This window comes from Caulobacter sp. 602-1 (assembly GCF_003931565.1).
Classification (GTDB): domain Bacteria; phylum Pseudomonadota; class Alphaproteobacteria; order Caulobacterales; family Caulobacteraceae; genus Caulobacter.
Map to the genome: position 1 here is coordinate 771,699 of NZ_RRYI01000003.1, position 20,120 is coordinate 791,818.

A 20,120-nucleotide genomic window follows, 5' to 3' on the forward strand; every position below is an offset into this window, starting at 1 on the left:
CCCGCAACGAATGACTGTCCTTACGGATTCGACCCTCACCATCCTCGGCCTGGAAACCAGCTGCGACGAGACCGCGGCCTCGGTCGTGCGCCGCGCGCCGGACGGGGCGGTGACGGTGCTGTCCTCGGTCATCGGCACCCAGTTCGAGCAACACGCTCCATTCGGCGGCGTGGTGCCCGAGATCGCCGCCCGCGCCCATGTGGAGTCGATCGACGCCATCGCCGCCGAGGCCATGCGCGCCTCGGGCCTTACCTTCGACGATCTCGACGGCGTGGCCGCCACGGCCGGGCCGGGCCTGGTCGGCGGGGTCATGGTCGGTCTGGCGTTCGGCAAGGCCGTGTCGCTGGCGTGCGGCGTGCCGCTCGTCGCCGTCAACCATCTGGAAGGTCACGCGGTCTCGGCCCGCCTGGGCGCCGCCATCGCCTATCCGTTCCTGCTGCTGCTGGTCTCGGGCGGGCACTGCCAGTTGCTGGAGGTCTCCGGCGTCGGAGCCTGCAAGCGCCTGGGCACCACGATCGACGACGCTGCCGGCGAGGCCTTCGACAAGATCGCCAAGAGCCTGGGCCTGCCCTATCCAGGCGGTCCGGCGTTGGAAAAGCTGGCGGTCGGCGGCGACGCCACGCGCTACACGCTGCCCCGCGCACTGCTGGGCCGCAAGGACTGCGACTTCTCGTTCTCGGGCCTGAAGACCGCCGCCGCGCGAATCGCCGAGACCCTGAACACCGACGACGAGCGCCGCGATCTGGCCGCCGCCGTCCAGGCCGCGATCGCCCGCCAACTGTCCGAGCGGGTCGACCGAGCCATGAAGCTCTACAGGGACGGTCACAACGCGGACGACCTGCGTTTCGTCGTCGCCGGCGGTGTGGCCGCCAATGGCGCGGTGCGCGCGGCCCTGCTGGCCGACTGCGAGAGGAACGGCTTTTCCTTCGCCGCACCGCCGCTAGCCTATTGCACCGACAACGCCGCCATGATCGCCCTGGCGGGGGCCGAGCGGCTGGCGCTGGGGATCTTCGACGACCTCGACGCGGTCGCCCGACCGCGCTGGCCGCTGGACGAGGCCGCGGCGCTGGCCAACCCCGCCAACGCCTACGGACGCAAGGGAGCCAAGGCATGACCTTCAAGCACGTGGGCGTCATCGGTGCCGGCGCCTGGGGCACCGCCCTGGCCCAGGTCTGCGCCCGCGCCGGTCTCCAGGTCACCCTGCAGGCCCGCGAGCCGGAGGTCGTGACGGCCGTCAATGAGCGCCACGAGAACGTGGTGTTCCTGCCCGGTGTCGGGCTCGAACCCGGGATCACGGCCGTGACGGAGCTGGCGGCCCTCGCCGACTGCGACCTGATCCTGGCCGTGGCCCCGGCCCAGCACCTGCGCGCCGCGCTGGCGGCCTTCGCCCCGCATCGGCAGGCCGGCGCGCCGATCGTGCTGTGCGCCAAGGGCGTCGAGCAGGGCACGCTGAAACTGATGACGGAGGTCGCCGCCGAGGCCCTGCCGGACGCGCCGATCGCCGTGCTGTCGGGTCCCAGCTTCGCCGGCGAAGTGGCCCGAAATCTTCCGGCCGCGGTCACCCTGGCCTGCGCGGACGAGGCTCTGGGCCGCGCCATCGCCGAGGCCATCGCCACCCCGACCTTCCGTCCCTATACGGCCAGCGACCTGATCGGCGCCGAGGCCGGAGGGGCGGTCAAGAACGTCCTGGCGATCGCCTGCGGCGTGGTCGAGGGCAAGGGCCTGGGTCGTAACGCCCACGCCTCGGTGATCACCCGCGGCTTCGCCGAGCTGACCCGCCTGGCTGTGGCCCTGGGCGCCAAGCCTGAGACCCTCTCGGGTCTGTGCGGTCTGGGCGACCTCGTCTTGACCTGCTCCAGCCCGCAATCGCGCAACATGAGCGTCGGCCTGGCGCTCGGCCAGGGCCTGACCCTGGAGCAAGCCCTGGCGGGCAAGGTGTCCGTAGCCGAAGGCGTCGCCTCGGCCCCGGCCGTCCGCGCCCTGGCCCGCAAGGTCGGGGTCGAGGTTCCGATCTGCGAGGCCGTCGCCGCCATCCTGGCTGGCGAGATCGGGGTCGACGCCGCCATAGCGCGCCTGCTGTCGCGCCCTCTCAAATCCGAAGCCTAGTCAGTAAGGAACGACCGCATGGCCCTCTTCGCCATCATCTGCAAGGACAAGCCCGGCGCGCTTGAAACCCGCCTGACGACCCGCCCGACACACCTGGACTATCTGAACCAGTCCCAGGGCCTGAAGCTGGCGGGCGCTCTGCTGGGCGACGACGGCGATCCGATCGGCTCTCTGCTGATCGTCGAGGCCGAGGACCTGGCCGCCGCCCAGGCCCAGGCGGACAATGACCCGTTCACCGCCGCCGGCGTGTTCGAAAGCGTCGAGGTTCGTCCCTGGCGCGTGGCGATCGGCTCGCTCTGATCCCTTGCGAACGGACCCGGACAATGCCGCCCGCCCCGCGCCCGGGACGGTGCTCTGCGCGCTGGACGAGATCCCCTCGCCGGGCGCGAAGGGCTTCCGCTGGCGCGAGGGCGACGCGATGTTCGCCGGGTTCGTGGTCCGCAAGGACGAACAGGTGGTCGGCTATCTGGACAGCTGCCCCCACGCCGGCTGGCCGCTGGCCGGCTTCGCGGGCCGCTACCTGACCCGCGAGAACGACCTGATCCTGTGCGCGGGCCACGCGGCCCTGTTCAAGATCGAGGACGGAGTCTGCGTGGCGGGCCCCTGTTCTGGCGACAAGCTGTTCCCCTGGCCGGTCGAGGTCCGCGAAGGCCAGATCATCGTCGCTTAAGACCTTTCCCGTACGGTCCCGCCAAAGATCGCGAGGAACCGGACCATGACCGCCGCCGACATGCACTTCGACGCCGAGACGGTCACCCACCGCGCCGGGCTCGCCAAGCTGCGCTCGCTGACCAAGATCAATCCGCGCCTGGCCTCGAACCTGGCCAGGACCATGCTGGGCGGCCAGCGCGACCCGGCCGTGGTCGACGCGTTCAACGCCCACGCCGAACAGGCGGGCTTCGAGTTCACCTCGACCTGGGCCAGCAACAACATCCCGTTCGTGACCCCGCTGCTGCGCGATTTCGCGGCCAAGCGCCCCGAGGGCGAGACGATCCGCTATATGGAGATCGGCGCCTATGAGGGCCGCAACCTCGCCTTCATGGACTGGCTGCTGCCGCAACGCCTGGCGGTCACCGTCATCGACCCCTGGTTCGACGAGGCCCTGAACCCGGAAGAGAAGTACCACGCCGTCGAGCCGCGCTTCGCCCGCAACATGGCCAAATGCGGCTTCAAGAGCCTCGACACCCACAAGGGCTTTTCCACCTACATCCTGCCCCAGATGCTGGAGCGGAACGAACAGTTCGACCTGATCTATGTCGACGGCAGCCACACGGCCCTGGCCGTGCTGATCGATCTCTGCTTCTGCGCCAGCCTGCTGAGCGTCGGCGGGATGATGGTGCTGGACGATTACTGGCACGACATCAGCGAGATCGGCGGACCGGGCGTGAAGCAGGCCGTCGATCAGTTCCACGCCGCCTTTGGCCGCTATTTCGAGGTCGCCGCCGTCTATCGGCAGGTCGCCCTGGTCAAGACCGCCGAGATCCCGCGCTAGATATCACTGATACGCGACATTATGTCGCCGGCCCGACCTCGCCAAGGTTAAGGACCGCTAGATATCTGTCCCCGCATCCTGCCTCGCGAAATCGCGATCGTCGTGGGGAGATATCGATATGGCGTCCTTGGGTCAGAAGGTCATGGGAGCGGCCGCCGGCGCGGCGCTGCTGTGCGCGGCCACGGCCGGCACGGGCTTCTGGGTGGCGATAAGCCTCGACTCGGCCCTCACCCGCTCCGAGACCTCCGCCAAGATCCTGCGGCTGCACATGCATGCCGACATGATGCACGACGCCCTGCGCGCGGACGTCATGGGCGGGATCATGTCCTCCGACCCGGCTCTGGGCGTCGACCTGAAGGCCGTCCGCGCGGATCTCACCGAGCACATCCAGGCGTTCAAGACCGACATCGCCATGAGCGCCCAGCTGGCCCGCGATCCGGCGGTCAAGGCCGCCCTCGCGGATGTCGAGACCCCCTTGACGACCTACATCGCCTCGGCCGACGCGATCGTCGGCCAGGCCGGCGCCGACGCGGCCGGCGCGCGCGCCGGACTACCCGGCTTCTCCAGGCAGTTCTCCGCCCTCGAGACCAAGATGGAAGAGGCCTCGACCAAGATCGAGGCCGCCGCCACCCGCGACGCCAAGGCCGCCAAGACGATGAGCCTGCTGGGCCAGCTGGTGATGGGCGCGCTGCTGCTGATCGCCGCCGCCTTCGCCGCCATCCTGATGATCGCCGCCAAGAAAGGTCTGGTCGCGCCTCTGGTCGAGATTACCCGCGCCCTGCGCCGTCTGGCGGCCGGCGACCTTTCGGTGAAGCTGCCCGAAATGCGCGGCCGGGACGAGATCGGCCAGATGGCCGAGGCCCTTCAGACCTTCCACGAAACCGTCGAGGCCCGCCGCAAGGAGCTGGAAGCCGCCGACGTCCGCGACGCTCTGGAAATCGAGCGCGCCGAAGCCGAAGCGCGCCGCGACGAGGCCGAAGCCACCCAGAAGGCCGTGGTCGAGAGCCTGGCCAGCGCGTTGAGGTCGATGTCGGAGGGCGACCTGACCCAGCGGCTGGAGCGTCCGTTTCCGGCCGGCTACGAGCGGTTACGGGTCGATTTCAACATCGCCGTCGAGAAGCTGTCGGGCGTGATCGCGGCGGCCCTGGAAGCCACCGGCATGATCCACGGCGGCGCGCGGGAGATCACCGACGCGGCCGACGACCTGTCCCGCCGGACCGAGCAGCAGGCCGCCAGCCTGGAAGAAACGGCCGCCGCCCTCGACGAGATCACCTCCACCGTGCGCCAGACCGCCGAGGGCGCCGACCGCGCCCGCGCCGTAGTCCAGCGCGCCCGGGAGGCGGCCGGGGCCAGCGGCGACATCGTCGACCAGGCCGTCGGAGCCATGGGCGCGATCGAGAAGTCCTCCAGCCAGATCGGCCAGATCATCGGGGTGATCGACGAGATCGCCTTCCAGACCAACCTTCTGGCCCTGAACGCCGGCGTCGAGGCCGCGCGCGCGGGCGAAGCCGGTCGCGGCTTCGCGGTCGTCGCCCAAGAAGTGCGGGCCCTGGCTCAACGCTCGGCCGACGCCGCCAAGGAGATCAAGAGCCTGATCGCCGCCAGCGCCGCCGAGGTCGATCAGGGCGTCGACTTCGTCGGCAAGGCCGGCGAGGCCCTGCGCGCCATCGCGGCCGAGGTCGAGCAGATCGACGGCCTGGTTCGCGCCATCGCCGCCTCGGCTCAGGAACAGGCCCGGGGCCTGGCGGAGGTCAACGGGGCCGTGAACCAGATGGATCAGGTGACCCAGCAGAACGCGGCCATGGTGGAAGAGACGACGGCGGCTAGCCACGCGCTGTCGCAGGAAGCCACGCGCCTGACGCAGCGGATGGGCGAACTCCGGATCGCGGATGAGACGGCGCGGCGTCGGGCGGCTTAGGCCGGCGAGTCCGCCGCCCAGTCTCCCGACTTGCCGCCGGTCTTTTCAAGCAGTCGCACGGCCTCGATGACCATGCCCTTCTCGGCGGCCTTCAGCATGTCGTAGATCGTCAGGCAGGCCACCGACGCCGCCGTCAGGGCTTCCATCTCGACGCCCGTCGGTCCCGTGGTCTTGACCCGCGCCGTCACCGACAGCCCGCCTTCGGCCGGTTCGACCTCGACCACCACCTTCGACAGCGCCAGCGGATGGCACAGCGGTATCAGGTCCGAGGTCTTCTTCGCGGCCATCACGCCGGCCAGCTCGGCCACCGCGCGGACGTCGCCCTTGCGGCCCGAGCCCGACACCGCCAGGGCCAGGGTCTCGGCGCGCATCCGCACGAAACCGCTCGCCACCGCCTCGCGCGCCGTCGCCGGCTTGTCGGAGACGTCGACCATGCGGGCTCGGCCCTGCTCGTCGATGTGGGTGAGCTTGCTCACTGCTCGAGAAGCCTCGGCATCAGCTCGACCATGTTGCAGGGCTTGTGACGGCTGTCCAATTGCGCGGAGATGACCTTGTCCCAGCCATCGCGCACCGCTCCGTTGCTGCCCGGCAGACAGAAGACGAAGACGCCGTCGATCAACCCGGCCGTGGCCCGCGACTGCAAGGTCGACAGACCCACCGATGCGTAGCTGACCAGGTGGAAGATCACCGAGAAGCCGTCGATCTTCTTGTCGAACAACGGCTCCAGGGCCTGGGGGGTGACGTCCCGGCCGGTCAGGCCGGTGCCGCCGGTGGTGACGATGGCGTCGACGGCCTTGGCGTCTATCCAGTCGCGGACCTGGCGACGGATCTGCTCGACGTCGTCGCGGACCACCGCCCGACCGCCCAGTTCGTGGCCAGCGGCCTTGACCCGGTCCACCAGGATCTGGCCCGAGGTGTCGCTCTCCTCGTCGCGGGTGTCGGAGATGGTCAGCACGGCCACGCGAACCGGCTTGAACGGAAGGTCCGGCTTGATCCCGCCGCCCGGCTTCAGCGCTTCGGTCATTCCGTCTCTCCTATCGGTCCCAACGTTCGGCGTCGGTCCTATCGCGGTCCGTCGGCTCGATCCAGCGCACGCCGTCCGGGCCATGTTCCTTCTTCCAGAAGGGCGCGCGGCTCTTCAGATAGTCCATCAAGAAGTCGCAGGCCTCGAAGGCCGCGCGGCGATGGCCGGCGGCGGTGGCGACGAAGACGATGGCCTCGCCCGGCGCGATACGGCCGGTGCGGTGGACGATGTGGACGTCGTGCAGATTGAACCGGTCAATCGCCGCCTGGGCGATCTCACCGATCGCCGCGTCGGTGAAGCCGGGATAGGCCTCCAGCTCCAACGCGGCCGCCGCGCCCCGCTCGGCGCGGGCCAGGCCGACGAAGGTGGCGATCGCGCCGGTCTCCTGGCGATCGGTGCAGAAGGCGGTGACGAGCAAGCCGGGCTCGAACGGCTGGTCGGTCAAAGTGATCGTGGGCGTGGCGATCATCCGCCGCTCATGGGGGGCAGGAAGGCCACCTCGGTCGCGGCGGTCAGCACGCGCTCACCACGCACGATGGCCTTGTCGACAGCGACCTGCACGCCGGGACCGGAGAGGGCCTCGCCCAGCTCCGGGTCAGCGGCCGAAAGCGTCGCGCGCAAGCTCGCCAGATCGCCGGCCTCGACCACGCGATCGCGCCAGCCGGCCTGGTCGGCCAGGCGTCCGAACAGCAGCACCCGCGCCATCTTAGCCGCCCGTCGTGGACATGTGACGCGCCACCGCGGGACGTGCGATCTGGAAATCGTGGCCCTTCGGCTTGGACCCGATCGCCGCGAAAACCGCCGCGCGCAGGTCCGCATCCGTGGCGCCGCCCCGGATCACGGCCCGCAGGTCGCTGGCGTCGTCGCGGCCCAGGCATGTATGCAGGGTGCCGGTGCAGGTCAGGCGCACCCGGTTGCAGGTGTCGCAGAAATGGTTGCTGAGCGGGGTGATCAGGCCCAACCGTCCGCCGGTCTCGGCGACCCGCACATAGCGCGCGGGGCCGCCCGTGGCGTGGTGACTGTCCTCCAGCGCCCAGAACGACGACAGGTCGCGGCGGACGTCCTGCAGCGACAGATACTGGTCGGTGCGGTCCTGATCGACCTCGCCCATCGGCATGGTCTCGATCAGGGTGATGTCGCAGCCGCGCGCATGGGCCCACTGGATCAGGCTGGGCAGCTCGGCGGCGTTGTCGGCCTTCAGAGCCACGGCGTTGATCTTCACCGCGATCCCGGCCGCCAGGGCCGCGTCGACACCGGCGATGACGCGCTCCAGATCGCCGCCACGCGTCAGCTTCCGGAAGAGATCGGGCTTGAGCGTGTCGAGTGAAACGTTGATCCGCCGCACGCCATGGCGAGCCAGGTCGTCGGCGTAGCGCTCCAGCTGGGTGCCATTGGTGGTCAGCGTCAGCTCGTCCAGCGCTCCAGAGCGCAGGTGGCGCGAAAGGCCGGCGACCAGATCCATGAAGCCCCTGCGCACCAGCGGCTCGCCGCCGGTCAGGCGCAGCTTGCGCACGCCCAAGGCCACGAAGGTCGAGGCCAGACGGTCCAGCTCTTCCAGGGTCAGCACCTGCGCCTTCGGCAGGAAGGTCATGTGCTCGGACATGCAGTAGAGGCAGCGCAGATCGCAGCGATCGGTGACCGAGACGCGCAGATAGGTGACGGCGCGGCCAAACCCATCGATCAGGGGAGCCGTGTGAACCGCTTGCGCGGGACTGTCGTCATAGGGCGTCATGTCTATCGGTGAGAATAGGCGCTGGAGTTCATGACGCAAAGCGATACGAACGGATTGGAGGCCGTCGTGCTGGCTGCCGGCCGCGGCGTACGCTTTGGCGGCGGCAAATTGCTGGCCCTGCTGGACGACGCGCCTCTGGTGGCCCACGCTCTGCGCACCGCCTTGCTGTCGCCCGTGCGGCGGGTGTTCGTCGCCGTCGCCGATCCGGCCGTGCGCGCGGCGGTCGAGACGACGGCCCGGCGGCTCAAGGCTTCGGAGCGGCTGGTGGTGGTCCCGGTGGAGAGCGCGGACGAGGGCATGGGCGCCTCGTTGCGGACGGCGGCGGCGGCCCTCCCCGATGACACGACGGCAGTCTTCGTGTTCTTGGGCGACATGCCGGCCATCGATCCGGCCACGCCGACGCTGCTGGCCCGGGCCCTGAAGAGTCCGCACGACATTGTCGCGCCGCTGCATCTGGGCCGTCGCGGCCATCCGGTGCTGTTCGGCGCGACCTGGCTGCCGGCCCTGCGGACGCTATCCGGAGACGAAGGCGCCCGCGCCCTCCTGGAGAACGCGGGCGCCCGGTTGGCGCGGATTCCCGTGCATGATCCGGGGATCCACCTCGACGTGGATCGACCCGAGGATCTTGCCCGCGCCATCGAAGGTCGTTGAGGCCGGGCTCTCCCCCCGAGGCCCGGGGCGGCGACCTTCGCCCGTCCGGTTTCAATGCGGCGACCGTTCCTCGCTGACGACGATGTGTTTGATCTCGGCGATCAGCCGCAGAGCGGCGGCGGAGTCGCCGCGCTCCTGGAGGGCCGCCAGCCTGGGCAGCAGCACCTGCAGCACCCTTCGATGATCGGCGCTGACGCCCACCAGCGCGCGCTTGAACTCGGCGGCGTTCTCAGCGTCGGCGACCGAGTCGAGATCAGGATCGAACTGCTCCCTCATCGACCCGTCCCCGCGCGCGCACCGTCAGAACGGTGGCGACGACCATGACAGCGAGGAGCAGGTAGCCCAGCACATTGTAAGCGCTCTGCCAGTAGAACCGGTGGAAATGCGCCGGGTAGGCGACAAACGGCGTCAACACCTGCAGGAAGCTCAGAGCGACCATCACGGTGCTCCACAATCGCCGCCACCGTAGCGAGATCCAGGCTAGGGCAAGCGTAGCGTTCAGGTCGACGACGATCACGGGCATGTTCCAGCCCTGCCACCAGTGGCTGACCAGCGGCGTGATGCTCCAGAAGAAGATGCTGACCACGGCCGTCGCCTTGAGCGGCCGGTCGCCCAGCCAGAAGGCCATGCCGCAGATCGCCCACATGAAGACGTAGGTGACTGACGCGAGATATTCGAACAAACGCTGATCCCGAAGAGCACCACGCCCCGTGGTCGCGGAGTGCCGATGATCTGGCGCTAGACCGTTTCATGCAAAGGAAATCCTGTCGCGCGGCGCCGGCCGGGCGTTGGGGACGCTGGGATTTCGGAGAGACGAGCGGGGCTGGGCCTAGCTGTAGTGCGGCGCCATGATCCGTTCGACCGCCTTGATGAACTGGTGCAGCCCGATGGTGGTCACCGCCAGCAGCACCGCGGTCACGGCCGTCACCACGAGGATCAGGCCGAGCCACTGGACGTTGGTCAACTCATGGCGCCAATCCCGCCCATTGCCCCCCCGAGCGGCCGGTCGTCCGTCAGGAACGCCGTCGCCGCCAGGACCCTCAACAAGGTCCGCGAAGATGGCTCGCCAGTCGCCTGGGCCTTGCGCAGCGCCGACACCGTCTCCGGCACCAGGGCGCCTCGCTCCGGCGTGACCGCCAGCAAGGTCAGGCAGTCCTCCAGCGAGGCCCAACTGGCCGCGAAGCCGGTCGAGTTCGCCGAGCGCCGTGGGGTTTGAAAGTCCTGCTCGTGCATCGTCGCTTCCAATCTCCCGCTCAGGAGGGGGCAAGTTCGGAAGCGCCGCCACGGCGCCTGGCTGCTTACGGTAGCCATTACCGGGGTCGCCGCCCTCCCACGCCACGAAGGCCAGGGCGGCGTCGCGACGGCTCAGGCCCGACAGGCGCCGACGGGCGCTGAGCACGTGCATCTCGACGGTCTTGGGCGACAAACCCAGGGCGCGGGCGATCTCCTTGGACTGGAGATGCGCCGCGATCAGTCGCAGGATCTCCCGCTCACGCGGGGTAAGCTTTTCGAACGCGTTACTGACGCCCTGAACCATGCGCCCAGGATGATCGGTGAAATTGTTCCCGTCTAGCGAGCGGAACGGGAACTTTCAGGCGTCAGGCTTCCGAGCGCACGAAAGGCAGCCGCGTGGTCGCCGTCTTGTTCAGGGAGAACAGGGCGTTGGCCACCGCCGGACCAATCACCGGCGTGCCGGGCTCGCCAACCCCGCTGGGAGGATTGCCGGACGGCACGATGTTGGTCTCGACCATCGGCGCCTCGTTGATACGCAGCACGCGGTAGCGGTCGAAATTGCTCTGGTCGACCTGGCCGTCGGTCAGGGTCACCTCCCCGAACAGCGCCGCCGAGAGGCCGTAGCAGGTCCCGCCCTCCATCTGAGCCGCGATCTGGTCGGGCGAGACGGCGACGCCGCAGTCGATGGCGGTGACCACCCGGCCGACGCGCGGAACCCCGTCCTCCAGCTTGACCTCCGCGACCTGAGCGACGACCGAGCCAAAGCTCTCGTGCACCGCCACACCGCGCGTCCAGCCGACCGTGGGCGCCGAAGCCTTCTCGACGGCCAGGTTCAGCGCGGCCAGATGCCGATCGGCGCCGGCCTTGGTGTAGAGCGCCCGGCGATATTCGATCGGGTCCTTGCCGGCCTTGGCGGCCAACTGATCGATGGTGTGCTCCATGGCGAAGGCGGTGTGGGTCGCGCCGACGGAACGCCACCACAGCACCGGCACGCCGACATCGGGCAGGGCCACCTGGGCGTCGACGATCGGCGTGGCCTTCAGATAGGGCGAGCCGGCCGTGCCCTCGATCGCGGTCTGGTCAGGACCTTTGCCGCCCATGGGCGAGCCCTTCATGATCGACTGGCTGACGATCCGATGACGCCAGGCGGCCGGATAGCCGTCCTTGTCCAGCTGGACCTTGACGGCGTGGATGGTCAGCGGCCGGAAATAGCCGGCCCGCATATCATCCTCGCGGGTCCAGACCAGCTTCACCGGCCGACCCTTGCCGATCTTCTTGGCGATGTGGACGCATTCGGCCACGTAGTCGGACTGGAAGTTGGCGCGGCGGCCGAACGAACCGCCGGCGAACAGGGTCTCGATCTCGACCGAGCCCGGCAGGCAGCCGACGATCTTGGCGGCGGCCAGCTGGTCCAGGGTCTGGCCCTGCGAGCCGAAGGTCAGCTTGACCTTGCTTCCGTCCACAGCCGCGACGCAGTTCATCGGCTCCATGGTGGCATGGGCCAGGTAGGGAAACTCATAGGTGGTCTCGAACACCCTGTCCCCCTTGGCGGACGCGAGCGCCGTGGCGTCGCCGCGCTGGTCGAAGGCGTCCCATTTGGTCTCGGTGTTCTTGCCGGCCGCGACGTCCTTAAAGAGCTGGGCGATGGCGGCCGAGCCGCGCTTCTCGGCCTTGTCCTCGTCCCACTCGAGCTTCAGCGCCTCGCGGCCCATGCGGGCGGCGTAGGTGGTCTGGGCCACCACCGCCACGCCGGTCGGGATTTCGAAGACGTCGACCACGCCAGGGACCTTCTTGGCCTCCGTAGCGTCGAGGCTCTTCACCTTGGCGCCGAAGCGCGGGCCGTGGGCGACCACCGCCGTCAACATGTCGGGCAGGCGGACGTCCTGGGTATATCGGGCCGTGCCGTCGCTCTTGATCTGGGCGTCCTTGCGGCGCACCCGGTCGGTGCCGATCAGGGTGAAGGTCTTGGGATCCTTCAGCCTGACGTCGGCCGGGGGCGGAACCTTGGCGGCGTCGGCCAGCAGCTCGCCGAAGCCGGCGGTCTTGCCGGAGGTGTGGGTGAGGACGCTGTCCTTGACCGTGATCTCGCCGACCGCGACGTTCCACCTGTTGGCGGCGGCCTGGACGAACATGGCGCGCGCGCCCGCGCCGGCCTTGCGCAGCTGGTCCCAGGAGTTGGAGATCGCCGACGAGCCGCCGGTCAGCTGCGCGCCCAGGGTGCCGTTGGCGTACAGCTTGGCGTTGGCCGGGGCCTGCTCGACCTGGACCTTGCTCCAGTCGGCGTCCAGCTCCTCGGCGACGATGGCCGCGAGGCCGGCGTGATTGCCCTGGCCAAACTCGATGTGCTTGGAGATCACCGTCACCGCGCCGTCCGGCGCGATCTTGATGAACGGCCCGAAGGCCCCGACCTCGACTTTGGAGCCCGCGCTCATGATGTCGGCCGGCGAACAGCCGACCAGCAGCGTTCCCCCGACGAGGGCCGAAGCCACGACCACGTCGCGGCGGCTGGGCTGAGCCTGGGCGAGGTCCTTGGGATTGACGGGCGCGTTCATCGGCCGGCTCCGCGATTGGTCGCGCCCGAGGCGGCGACGATGGCCTCGTCGATGTCGGCGTGCTTGTCGCCTTGCGGCGGGCCGAAGTCGGCCGCGTCCTTGATCGCCGCGCGGATGCGTTGATAGGCGCCGCAGCGGCAGATGTTCCCGGCCATGGCGTTGTCGATGTCCTCGTCGGAGGGCTTGGGCTTCTGGGCCAAGAGGGCGCAGGCCGACATGATCTGGCCGGACTGGCAGTAGCCGCACTGCGGCACGTCATGGCGCACCCAGGCCTGTTGCACCGGATGCTGCCCCCCGAGACCTTCGATGGTGGTGATCTTGGCCGATCCGACCGCCTCGATCGGCGTCACGCACGAGCGGATCGGCTGACCGTCCAGATGCACCGTGCAAGCCCCGCACTGGGCCATGCCGCAGCCGAACTTGGTGCCGGTCATGCCCAGTTCATCGCGCAGGACCCACAGCAGCGGGGTCTCCGGCGCCGCCTGGACCGCGGTCGGCTTGCCATTGATATCGAGCGTCACGGCCATGCGTCTTCGTCTCCAACGATAAGGTCTCGCCGATATCGAAACCTAACACCGTTCACTCCGGGCTTGGCCAGAGGATTTCGCCACGAGGTTTCGGACGGCGGTTCGGGCGGAGAACGCACGACATTGTAAAAACGCTTCCGCAGGTACGAAGGCGGGCGGGCGCCGTCTTCGAAACCCGCTATGCTTTGATCCGCACCGTGTGGAGATCTCCGTCTTGCGCCGCGTCCTCGTTTTCTTCGCCGTCCTGGCCGTCACCCTGGCCGGCTGCGCCACCGTGGCTCCGATGGACTCCACGGACGCGCCGATCCGTTACAGCTGCAAGGCCGGCAAGCGGTTCACCAGCGCCTACGCTCTGCAGGGCAAGACGGTAGTGGTCACCGCTGGCGGCGCGACCAGGACCCTGAAGCTGGCCCGCTCGGCGTCCGGCGCGCGCTACGCGGCCGGCGACGCGGAGCTGTGGAGCAAGGGCTCGAACGCCATACTCAAAGGCTTTCCCGGCGGTCCGTACGCCGATTGCCGCTCGCAATAGTTCCGAGGTTCGCGTTGGATTCCTTCCCCGCCTATTTCCCCCTGAACGGCCGTAAGGTGGTGATCGCCGGTTCGGGCGACGCCGCCGACGCCAAGGCCCGCCTGTTCGACGGCTCGCCCGCCACGGTGATCCGGCTGGACGGCCACGAGGCCTATCTGCCCGGCGCCTATACCGGCGCGATCCTGGCCTTCGTCGCCAGCCAGGACGAGGTGTTCGTCCAGGCCGCCGCCGGCGCGGCGCGGGCGGCGCGGGTTCTGGTCAATGTCGTCGACCGGCCCGAACTCTGCGACTTCAACACCCCCGCCGTGATCGACCGCGGCGAGGTGGTGGCCGCGGTCGGCACCGGCGGTTCGGCTCCGGTGCTGGCGACCATGCTGCGCAATGACATCGAGGCCCAGGTCCCCGAGGGCATGGGCCGTGTCGCCGCCCTGCTGCGGAAGTTCCAGAGCGAGGTGCGCGGGGCGCTGCCGGCCCTGCACGAGCGCCGGGCCTTCCTGCGCGACGCGGTGCTGGGCGAGGCGGCCCAGGCCGCCCGCGACGGCGACATGGAAAAGGCCGGCCAGCTGTTCCGCGAGGCCCTGGCCAAGGGCTCGGCCCGCAAGGGCGTTGTGCGCTTCATCGCCGGCAAGGGCCCGGCCGACCTGCTGACCTTGCGCGCCAGCCGGGCCCTGGGCGCGGCCGACGTGCTCGTGCTGGACGGCGACGCCGAACCGGAGGTCGTCAGGATGGCCCGCCGCGACGTCGAGCGGCTGGACCCGTCGCAGGCCGGCGCCGATCACCTGGTGCAGCTGGCGCGCGAAGGCCGTCAGATCGTCCGGCTGATCACTCACGCCATCGACCCGGCCCTGGTCCACGCCCTGACCCAGGCCGGCGTCGCGGTCGAGGTGCTGCCGTCCGCTTCGGAGTAAGCGCCTCAGCCTAGTCGAGCGATCGCCCTTTGGTCTCCGGCAGCAGGAAGGCCGTGGTCAGCACGCTGATCAGGGTGAAGGCGATCGGGTACCAGAGGCCCGCATAGATATTGCCCACCGCCGTGACGATGGCGAAGGCGAAGAACGGCACGAAGCCGCCGACCCAGCCCGTGCCGATGTGATAGGGCAGCGACAGGGCCGTGTAGCGCACCCGCGTTGGAAACAACTCGACCAGGCAGGCCGCCAGCGGGCCGAACAGGGCCGTGGCCCCGATCACGAACACGAACAGCACGCCTAGCATCAGCGGCTTGTTCATCCGCGCGGGGTCGGCCTTGGCCGGATAGCCGGCCGCGGCCAGGGCGGCCTTGATCCGGGTTTCGACGCCGGTCTTCACCGCTTTCACCTCGGCCTTGGACAAGCCCTTGGCGCTTTGGGAGACGATTTCGGCCCCGCCGATCTTCATTACGGCCACGGAGCCGGCCGGGGCCTTCTGGTTGGCGTAGGAGACGCCGGCGTTGGCCAGGGCGCTCTTGATGATGTCGCATGAGGTTACAAAGGCGGTCTTGCCCACCGGATCGAACTGCAACGAGCAGTCCTTGGGATCGGCCACGACCACGACGGGCGACTTCGCCGACGCCTCGGCCAGGGCCGGGTTGGCGGCCTTTTCCAGCAGGTGGAAGCCGGGGAAATAGAACAGCAGCGCCAGGGTCATGCCGCCCAGCATCACCGGCTTGCGGCCGATCCGGTCCGACAGCCAGCCGAAGACGACATAGAACACCGCGCTGATCGCCGTGGCGGTCATCATCACGCCGTTGATCGTCGCGGCGTCGACCTTCAGGAACTTCTCCATGAACGTCTGGACGTAGAAGAAGCTGGTGTACCAGACCGCTCCCTGCGCGCACATCATCGACAGGAAGGCCAGGATGACAAGTTTAAGGTTCTTCCACTGGCCGAACGCCTCGGCATAGGGCGCCTTGGAAGCCTGGCCCTCTTCCTTCATGGCGACGAAGGCGGGGCTCTCGGTCAGCTTCATCCGCATCCACACCGACACGCCCAAGAGGCCGATCGAGACGGCGAAGGGGATGCGCCAGCCCCAGGCGTCGAAGGCTTCCACGCCGACGGCGGCGCGCGCGCCCATGATCACCAGCAGGGCCCCGAACAGACCGAAGGCGGCGGAGGTCTGCACCCACGATGTCGACCAGCCGCGCTTGTTCACCGGCGAGTGCTCGGCGACGTAGATCGCCGCCCCGCCATACTCGCCGCCCAAGGCGAAGCCCTGCACGCAGCGCATGAGGATCAGCAGGATCGGCGAAATGATCCCGGCCTGCTGATAGGTCGGCAGGAAGGCGATGGCGAAGGTCGCGCCGCCCATCAGCAGCACCGTGGCCAGGAATGCGCCTTTGCGGCCCGCCTGGTCGCCGATCTTGCCGAACACCAGAGCGCCGAGCGGCCGGAAGGCGAAGCCGACCCCGAACAGGGCGAGCGCCGCGATATAGCCGGCGGTGTCGTTGAGCCCCGCGAAGAAGGTCTTGGAAATGACCTGGGTCAGGCTGCCGAAGATGAAGAAGTCGTACCATTCGAAGGCCGTGCCGGCCGACGAGGCCGCCACCACAGTGCGCATCGAGGCGCGTTCCCGATCGGCTTCGGCCATCTGTATTCCCCCGCATTTTTACCCTGCTTAGCGTGGTTCAGGGCCCAGGGAAAAGGGGGCGGGGAAAGAGCTTCGGAAACGGAGGCTGGAGCCTGTCCGTTCAACAGGCTCTATCTCAAACACTTAGAGCGTGGCAGGCGCCGAAACCGCTCACACTTCGGCTGCCACGCTCTAGGCGACAGCGCCCCGGCTGTCGTCGCCCGCCTGGGACAGGCGGAGGATCTCGGCGACCAGGGCCGCCGGAGCGATGGGCTTGGCGGCGACCCCGTCCATGCCGGCCGCGCGGTAGGCGGCGCGTTGGTGGGCCATGACATTGGCGGTCAGGGCGATGATCGGCGCGCGCGCCGCGGCCCCTGGCAGGGCCCTGATGCGTCGGGCGGCTTCCAGACCGTCCATGCCCGGCATCTGGACGTCCATCAGGATCAGGTCGAACGCGCCGATCCGCGCGGCCTCGACGCCCGCCGCGCCATCGTCGGCGACGCTGACGCGGGCGCCCAACTGCTCGAGGATCCGGCAAGCGACCAATTGGTTGGTCGGGTTGTCCTCAACCACCAGGACCTTGAGGCCCGCCAAGAGGTCGTCGGCCGCCGCCTCGATTGCGGCGGGCGCGACGGCCGGCGGAGCGGCGATGGTCAGGGTGAAGGTCGAGCCCTCGCCCGGCGTCGAGCGGAACGACACCTCGCCCCCCAGCATCTGGGCCAGCTTTCGGGTGATGGCCAGGCCGAGGCCCGAGCCGCCGAAACGGCGGGTGGTGCTGGCGTCGGCCTGCTGGAAACGTTCGAACAGGCTGGCCTGAGCCTCCAACGGCACGCCGATGCCGGTGTCGATGACGTCGAAGACGAGGCGCTGGCCCTCCGGGGTCATGACCTTGCGGGCCCGAACGGTCACCGAGCCCTTCAGGGTGAACTTCACGGCGTTGCCGATCAGGTTGAACAGGGCCTGGCGGACGCGGGTCGGGTCGGTCTCGACCCAGCCCAGATCGTCTGCGAGATCGAGCTCCAGTCGCAAGCCCTTGTGCGAGGCCTGGCCGGCCAGCAGCCGGGCCACGCCTCGCGCGAGCTCGCGCGGATCGACCGGCTCCCGGTTCAGATCGAGGCGCCCGGCCTCGATGCGCGAGATGTCGATCACGTCGTCCAGCAGGGTCGACAGCATTTGGCCCGCCGCCAAGGCCTCTCGCAGGAGATCGGCGCTGTCGCCGGCCGGCAGTTCGCGGCGGAGCACGTGCATCACCCCCAGCACCCCGTTCATCGGCGTGCGGATCTCGTGGCTCATATTGGCCAGGAACTGGGCCTTGGCCTCGTTGGCGGCCTGGGCGGCGCGCTCGGCGGCCACCAGGGCCAGTTCGGCCTTCTTCTTCTCGTCGATGTCGAGGACGAGACCCACCGCCTTGCGGGCGATGCCGCGAGCGTCGCGGCGCACGTCGTGGAAGATCCGCACCCAGCGCGTCTCGCCATCCGGTGACAGTACGCGGACGTCGTATTCCTGGGTTCCGCCAAGACCGTCGCGCCACCATTCCGCCGCGGCCTTGTAGACGTGGGCGCGGTCCTCGGGATGGACCATCGGCAAGATGGCCTCGCGAACATCGTCATAGACGACCCGGCGCCCCATGATGCGGTGGAACTCCGGCGAGCCCCAGAAGCTCTCGGCCTCGTGGTCGATCTCGTAGACGCCGGCCCGCGCCGCGCCCAGGGCGAGCTTCAAGCGGCGGGCGTTGATCCGCGCCTCGCGCCGCGCCGCCGTCAGGGCGGTGATATCGTCCATATAGGTGATGACGCCCACGATCTCGCCGGTCGCGTCAAGCCAGGGCCGGGCCTCCCACCGGAAGGCGCGCTCCACGCCCTCGGCGTCGAACAGGCGGTCCTCGCGGCGGGCGACAACCTCGCCGGACAGGGCCCGGGCGACCCCGGCCACGAAGCGGCGGCGTCCGCCATTGGTCAGTTCGGACAGGGTCTTGCCGATGACCCGGGCCTCGGTGGACCGGAAGATCTCCAGGAAGCGCGGGCTGACCAGGCGCAGGCGCATGTCCAGGTCATAGACGGCGACCGCGAACGGAGCGTCCTCGACCAGACGGCGGGCCTGGCGCTCGTTCCAGATGGCCTTGTCGCGGCTGCTGGCCACGTCGGTGATGTTCTGGGTGATACCCTTCAGAGCGAACTGCGCGCCGCGCCGCTCGGCGGCGCGATAGGTGCTGCGGAAGGTCTGCCAGCGGCCGTCATCGCCGCGCAGGCGAAACTCGATCACGCCGCCTTCGCCCGTTCGCGTGGCGTGACCGAAGGCCCCGCGCACAGTCTCGCGCTGGTCGTCGGGCAGGCGGGCCAGGAACAGGTCCGCCGTGGCCACGTCGGCCGGCGACAAGCCCAGCAAGGCCAGCGCGTCGGGCGACCAGTCGATGCGATCGCCCACGGGCTCATAGCTCCAGATGCCGACGCCGGCCTCCTCGGCGAGGATCTGGCGCGTGCGGCGCGCCGACTCCAGCTCGGCCCGGGCCGCCACCTCGGCCGAGATGTCGTGCATCAGCCCGATCATTTCGCCGTTAGGGCCCAGGCGCGAACGGCCCTGAAGCCAGATCGCGCGGCCGTCCTTGCAGAGGATCTTCAGTTCGTTGATCGCCTCGCCCGTCGCGCGCATGCGATCGCCGCTGCTGATTAGCTCGGCCTGACTGTCAGGGTGGGCGAACTTCAGGGTGGGCTGGCCGATCAGCTCCTCGGCGCTCCAGCCCGTCAAGGTAGTCCAGGCGCGGTTGACGCTGACGAAGCGGCCCTCCGGCGAGACCACGGCGAAGAGATCGCTGGCGTTCTCGAACAGCCAGCGCGCGGCCTCGGCCTCGCCGAATGGCGACGGCGCGTCCACGACCCCTTCGTTATCTCGCCCCTGGGACATCAGGTCTCCGCCAAGTTGGGCGGATCGTGGGACGCAACCGTAAACTTATGGTTCTCAAAAAGGACCCGCGTTCCGCGAACATGCTATTTCGTCCGGTTTTCACACCTCGGCCCATTGGCGCAGCAGGTTGTGATAGACGCCGGTCAGCGACAGGACGCCCTCGTCGTCCGCCTCGACCTTGCGGGCCAGACGCTGGATAGCGACGTCCATCTCCAACAGCATCGTGCGCTTGGCGTCGTCGCGGACCAGGCTCTGGATCCAGAAGAAGCTGGCCGTCCGCCGGCCGCGTGTCACCGGGGTGACGTGGTGCAGGCTGGAGCTGGGATAGAGGATCATGTCCCCGGCCGAGAGCTTGACGACGTGATCGCCATAGAGGTCGTTCACCACCAACTCGCCGCCGTCGTAGTTCTCCGGCTCCTCCAGGAAGAGGGTGGCCGACAGGTCGGTGCGCAGGCGCCGGCCGCTGACCGGGTCACGACGGATGGCGTTGTCGACATGGTCCTTGAAGCCCATGCCCTCGCCATAGCGGTTGAACATCGGCGGCAGGATGACCTGCGGCAGGGCGGCCGAGACGAACAGCGGATTGGCCTCCAGCGCCTGGAGGATCGCCTCGCCGACCCGGAGGGCGGCATCGCAGTCCTGTGGCAGCTGCTCGTTGGTCTTGGCCCGCGCGGCCTGGAAGCCCGAGGTCAGATTGCCGTCCACCCACGGGCCCGCGTCCAGGATCGCCCGGCATTCGGCGACCTGGGCCTTGGTCAGCACCTCGGGAATCTGCAGCATCATGGGGATGTCCTTGTTGCGACTCGTTCCTATCACGCTGCGCCGCGTCTTGTTTGATCCGGATCAGGCCGAAACAAAATCGCCCCGCCCGGCCAGGGGAGGCCGGACGGGGCTTTGCGCGAGCGCGCGTCGGCAGC

At 69.1% G+C, this 20,120-nt stretch carries 23 protein-coding genes and 1 pseudogene; 9 read left to right on the forward strand and 15 right to left on the reverse strand.

Features of this window, described 5'->3' with window-relative positions; genetic code table 11:
• Nucleotides 1–10: 10 nt before the first annotated feature.
• From tsaD to EIK80_RS12485, 6 genes are all read left to right on the forward strand, one after another.
• Nucleotides 11–1,114 carry a tRNA (adenosine(37)-N6)-threonylcarbamoyltransferase complex transferase subunit TsaD gene (tsaD, locus tag EIK80_RS12460; RefSeq protein WP_125157292.1) on the forward strand — a complete coding sequence of 368 codons (1,104 nt, stop codon included), beginning with the start codon at nucleotides 11–13 and terminating at the stop codon, nucleotides 1,112–1,114.
• Entirely contained in the window at nucleotides 1,111–2,106 is a 996-nt protein-coding gene (locus EIK80_RS12465; protein ID WP_125157293.1) for an NAD(P)H-dependent glycerol-3-phosphate dehydrogenase, read from the forward strand. The genes tsaD and EIK80_RS12465 overlap by 4 nt, the downstream gene beginning before the upstream one ends.
• A gap of 18 nt (nucleotides 2,107–2,124) precedes the next feature.
• Entirely contained in the window at nucleotides 2,125–2,406 is a 282-nt protein-coding gene (locus EIK80_RS12470) for a YciI family protein (RefSeq protein ID WP_125157294.1), read from the forward strand.
• Nucleotides 2,407–2,410: 4 nt separating this feature from the next.
• A complete protein-coding gene (locus tag EIK80_RS12475) occupies nucleotides 2,411–2,776 on the forward strand; it encodes a Rieske (2Fe-2S) protein (protein ID WP_125157295.1) in 366 nt (121 codons plus the stop codon).
• A gap of 45 nt (nucleotides 2,777–2,821) precedes the next feature.
• Nucleotides 2,822–3,598: a class I SAM-dependent methyltransferase gene (locus EIK80_RS12480; RefSeq protein WP_199743457.1), complete on the forward strand. Its 777-nt coding sequence runs from the start codon at nucleotides 2,822–2,824 to the stop codon at nucleotides 3,596–3,598.
• A gap of 118 nt (nucleotides 3,599–3,716) precedes the next feature.
• Nucleotides 3,717–5,516 carry a methyl-accepting chemotaxis protein gene (locus EIK80_RS12485; RefSeq protein ID WP_125157296.1) on the forward strand — a complete coding sequence of 600 codons (1,800 nt, stop codon included), beginning with the start codon at nucleotides 3,717–3,719 and terminating at the stop codon, nucleotides 5,514–5,516.
• Here the strand turns inward: EIK80_RS12485 and moaC are convergent.
• Genes moaC through moaA form a run of 5 tightly spaced genes read right to left on the reverse strand, consistent with a single transcriptional unit; the run spans nucleotide 5,513 to nucleotide 8,272 of the window.
• Nucleotides 5,513–5,992: a cyclic pyranopterin monophosphate synthase MoaC gene (gene moaC / locus EIK80_RS12490; RefSeq protein WP_125157297.1), complete on the reverse strand. Its 480-nt coding sequence runs from the start codon at nucleotides 5,990–5,992 to the stop codon at nucleotides 5,513–5,515. The two genes, EIK80_RS12485 and moaC, sit on opposite strands and share 4 nt — an antisense overlap.
• On the reverse strand, nucleotides 5,989–6,540 hold the full coding sequence (gene moaB / locus EIK80_RS12495; protein WP_125157298.1) for a molybdenum cofactor biosynthesis protein B: 552 nt from the start codon (nucleotides 6,538–6,540) through the stop codon (nucleotides 5,989–5,991). Before moaB ends, moaC begins: the two co-directional genes overlap by 4 nt.
• A gap of 10 nt (nucleotides 6,541–6,550) precedes the next feature.
• Nucleotides 6,551–7,009, reverse strand: coding sequence for a molybdenum cofactor biosynthesis protein MoaE (locus EIK80_RS12500; protein ID WP_125157299.1), 459 nt, complete (start codon nucleotides 7,007–7,009; stop codon nucleotides 6,551–6,553).
• A complete protein-coding gene (locus EIK80_RS12505; RefSeq protein WP_125157300.1) occupies nucleotides 7,006–7,245 on the reverse strand; it encodes a MoaD/ThiS family protein in 240 nt (79 codons plus the stop codon). Before EIK80_RS12505 ends, EIK80_RS12500 begins: the two co-directional genes overlap by 4 nt.
• 1 nt (nucleotide 7,246) lies before the next feature.
• Nucleotides 7,247–8,272: a GTP 3',8-cyclase MoaA gene (moaA, locus tag EIK80_RS12510; protein WP_125157301.1), complete on the reverse strand. Its 1,026-nt coding sequence runs from the start codon at nucleotides 8,270–8,272 to the stop codon at nucleotides 7,247–7,249.
• 30 nt (nucleotides 8,273–8,302) lie between these two features.
• On the opposite strand from moaA, the gene EIK80_RS12515 reads away from it, so the two are divergent.
• The gene (locus EIK80_RS12515) at nucleotides 8,303–8,923 is read left to right on the forward strand and encodes an NTP transferase domain-containing protein (RefSeq protein ID WP_125157302.1); all 621 of its coding nucleotides are present in this window, start codon (nucleotides 8,303–8,305) and stop codon (nucleotides 8,921–8,923) included.
• A 51-nt stretch (nucleotides 8,924–8,974) separates the two neighbouring features.
• Here EIK80_RS12515 and EIK80_RS12520 read toward each other — a convergent pair whose 3' ends face one another.
• From EIK80_RS12520 to EIK80_RS12540, 7 genes and pseudogenes are all read right to left on the reverse strand, one after another.
• Complete coding sequence (locus EIK80_RS12520) at nucleotides 8,975–9,199, reverse strand: hypothetical protein (protein ID WP_125157303.1); 225 nt, start codon at nucleotides 9,197–9,199, stop codon at nucleotides 8,975–8,977.
• Nucleotides 9,177–9,605 carry a hypothetical protein gene (locus tag EIK80_RS12525; protein ID WP_125157304.1) on the reverse strand — a complete coding sequence of 143 codons (429 nt, stop codon included), beginning with the start codon at nucleotides 9,603–9,605 and terminating at the stop codon, nucleotides 9,177–9,179. The genes EIK80_RS12520 and EIK80_RS12525 overlap by 23 nt, the downstream gene beginning before the upstream one ends.
• A 147-nt stretch (nucleotides 9,606–9,752) precedes the next feature.
• Nucleotides 9,753–9,887, reverse strand: coding sequence for a hypothetical protein (locus EIK80_RS26890; RefSeq protein ID WP_255414587.1), 135 nt, complete (start codon nucleotides 9,885–9,887; stop codon nucleotides 9,753–9,755).
• Entirely contained in the window at nucleotides 9,884–10,156 is a 273-nt protein-coding gene (locus EIK80_RS26115; RefSeq protein ID WP_158624676.1) for a hypothetical protein, read from the reverse strand. The genes EIK80_RS26890 and EIK80_RS26115 overlap by 4 nt, the downstream gene beginning before the upstream one ends.
• 127 nt (nucleotides 10,157–10,283) lie before the next feature.
• Nucleotides 10,284–10,460, reverse strand: a pseudogene (locus EIK80_RS26405) (LuxR C-terminal-related transcriptional regulator); the annotation flags it as partial.
• A 61-nt stretch (nucleotides 10,461–10,521) separates the two neighbouring features.
• Nucleotides 10,522–12,708, reverse strand: a complete 2,187-nt coding sequence (locus tag EIK80_RS12535) for a xanthine dehydrogenase family protein molybdopterin-binding subunit (protein ID WP_125157306.1) — start codon at nucleotides 12,706–12,708, stop codon at nucleotides 10,522–10,524.
• Complete coding sequence (locus EIK80_RS12540; RefSeq protein WP_125157307.1) at nucleotides 12,705–13,235, reverse strand: (2Fe-2S)-binding protein; 531 nt, start codon at nucleotides 13,233–13,235, stop codon at nucleotides 12,705–12,707. Before EIK80_RS12540 ends, EIK80_RS12535 begins: the two co-directional genes overlap by 4 nt.
• A 214-nt stretch (nucleotides 13,236–13,449) precedes the next feature.
• Between EIK80_RS12540 and EIK80_RS12545 the strand changes: the two genes are divergently transcribed.
• Both EIK80_RS12545 and EIK80_RS12550 read left to right on the forward strand, forming a co-directional pair.
• Entirely contained in the window at nucleotides 13,450–13,764 is a 315-nt protein-coding gene (locus EIK80_RS12545; protein ID WP_233586578.1) for an MliC family protein, read from the forward strand.
• 14 nt (nucleotides 13,765–13,778) lie between these two features.
• Nucleotides 13,779–14,672, forward strand: a complete 894-nt coding sequence (locus EIK80_RS12550; RefSeq protein ID WP_125157308.1) for an NAD(P)-dependent oxidoreductase — start codon at nucleotides 13,779–13,781, stop codon at nucleotides 14,670–14,672.
• 10 nt (nucleotides 14,673–14,682) lie between these two features.
• Here EIK80_RS12550 and EIK80_RS12555 read toward each other — a convergent pair whose 3' ends face one another.
• The 3 genes from EIK80_RS12555 to EIK80_RS12565 form a co-directional block, all read right to left on the reverse strand.
• Nucleotides 14,683–16,323 (reverse strand): MFS transporter, encoded by a 1,641-nt coding sequence (locus EIK80_RS12555; protein ID WP_125157309.1) that lies wholly within the window; start codon nucleotides 16,321–16,323, stop codon nucleotides 14,683–14,685.
• Between the two features lie 171 nt (nucleotides 16,324–16,494).
• Complete coding sequence (locus EIK80_RS12560; protein ID WP_125157310.1) at nucleotides 16,495–19,203, reverse strand: PAS domain S-box protein; 2,709 nt, start codon at nucleotides 19,201–19,203, stop codon at nucleotides 16,495–16,497.
• 99 nt (nucleotides 19,204–19,302) lie between these two features.
• Nucleotides 19,303–19,986: a Fe2+-dependent dioxygenase gene (locus tag EIK80_RS12565; protein WP_125157311.1), complete on the reverse strand. Its 684-nt coding sequence runs from the start codon at nucleotides 19,984–19,986 to the stop codon at nucleotides 19,303–19,305.
• Nucleotides 19,987–20,120: the final 134 nt, after the last annotated feature.

Coding starts and splice junctions, on each gene's coding strand:
- EIK80_RS12565 (WP_125157311.1), bottom strand. CDS start 19,986: ATGATGCTGCAGATTCCCGAGGTGCTGACCAAGGCCCAGGTCGCCGAA.
- tsaD (WP_125157292.1), top strand. CDS start 11: ATGACTGTCCTTACGGATTCGACCCTCACCATCCTCGGCCTGGAAACC.
- EIK80_RS26115 (WP_158624676.1), bottom strand. CDS start 10,156: ATGCACGAGCAGGACTTTCAAACCCCACGGCGCTCGGCGAACTCGACC.
- EIK80_RS12520 (WP_125157303.1), bottom strand. CDS start 9,199: ATGAGGGAGCAGTTCGATCCTGATCTCGACTCGGTCGCCGACGCTGAG.
- moaB (WP_125157298.1), bottom strand. CDS start 6,540: ATGACCGAAGCGCTGAAGCCGGGCGGCGGGATCAAGCCGGACCTTCCG.
- EIK80_RS12560 (WP_125157310.1), bottom strand. CDS start 19,203: ATGTCCCAGGGGCGAGATAACGAAGGGGTCGTGGACGCGCCGTCGCCA.
- EIK80_RS12480 (WP_199743457.1), top strand. CDS start 2,822: ATGACCGCCGCCGACATGCACTTCGACGCCGAGACGGTCACCCACCGC.
- EIK80_RS12535 (WP_125157306.1), bottom strand. CDS start 12,708: ATGAACGCGCCCGTCAATCCCAAGGACCTCGCCCAGGCTCAGCCCAGC.
- moaA (WP_125157301.1), bottom strand. CDS start 8,272: ATGACGCCCTATGACGACAGTCCCGCGCAAGCGGTTCACACGGCTCCC.
- EIK80_RS12555 (WP_125157309.1), bottom strand. CDS start 16,323: ATGGCCGAAGCCGATCGGGAACGCGCCTCGATGCGCACTGTGGTGGCG.
- EIK80_RS12505 (WP_125157300.1), bottom strand. CDS start 7,245: ATGGCGCGGGTGCTGCTGTTCGGACGCCTGGCCGACCAGGCCGGCTGG.
- EIK80_RS12500 (WP_125157299.1), bottom strand. CDS start 7,009: ATGATCGCCACGCCCACGATCACTTTGACCGACCAGCCGTTCGAGCCC.
- EIK80_RS12515 (WP_125157302.1), top strand. CDS start 8,303: ATGACGCAAAGCGATACGAACGGATTGGAGGCCGTCGTGCTGGCTGCC.
- EIK80_RS12485 (WP_125157296.1), top strand. CDS start 3,717: ATGGCGTCCTTGGGTCAGAAGGTCATGGGAGCGGCCGCCGGCGCGGCG.
- EIK80_RS12540 (WP_125157307.1), bottom strand. CDS start 13,235: ATGGCCGTGACGCTCGATATCAATGGCAAGCCGACCGCGGTCCAGGCG.
- EIK80_RS12465 (WP_125157293.1), top strand. CDS start 1,111: ATGACCTTCAAGCACGTGGGCGTCATCGGTGCCGGCGCCTGGGGCACC.
- EIK80_RS12470 (WP_125157294.1), top strand. CDS start 2,125: ATGGCCCTCTTCGCCATCATCTGCAAGGACAAGCCCGGCGCGCTTGAA.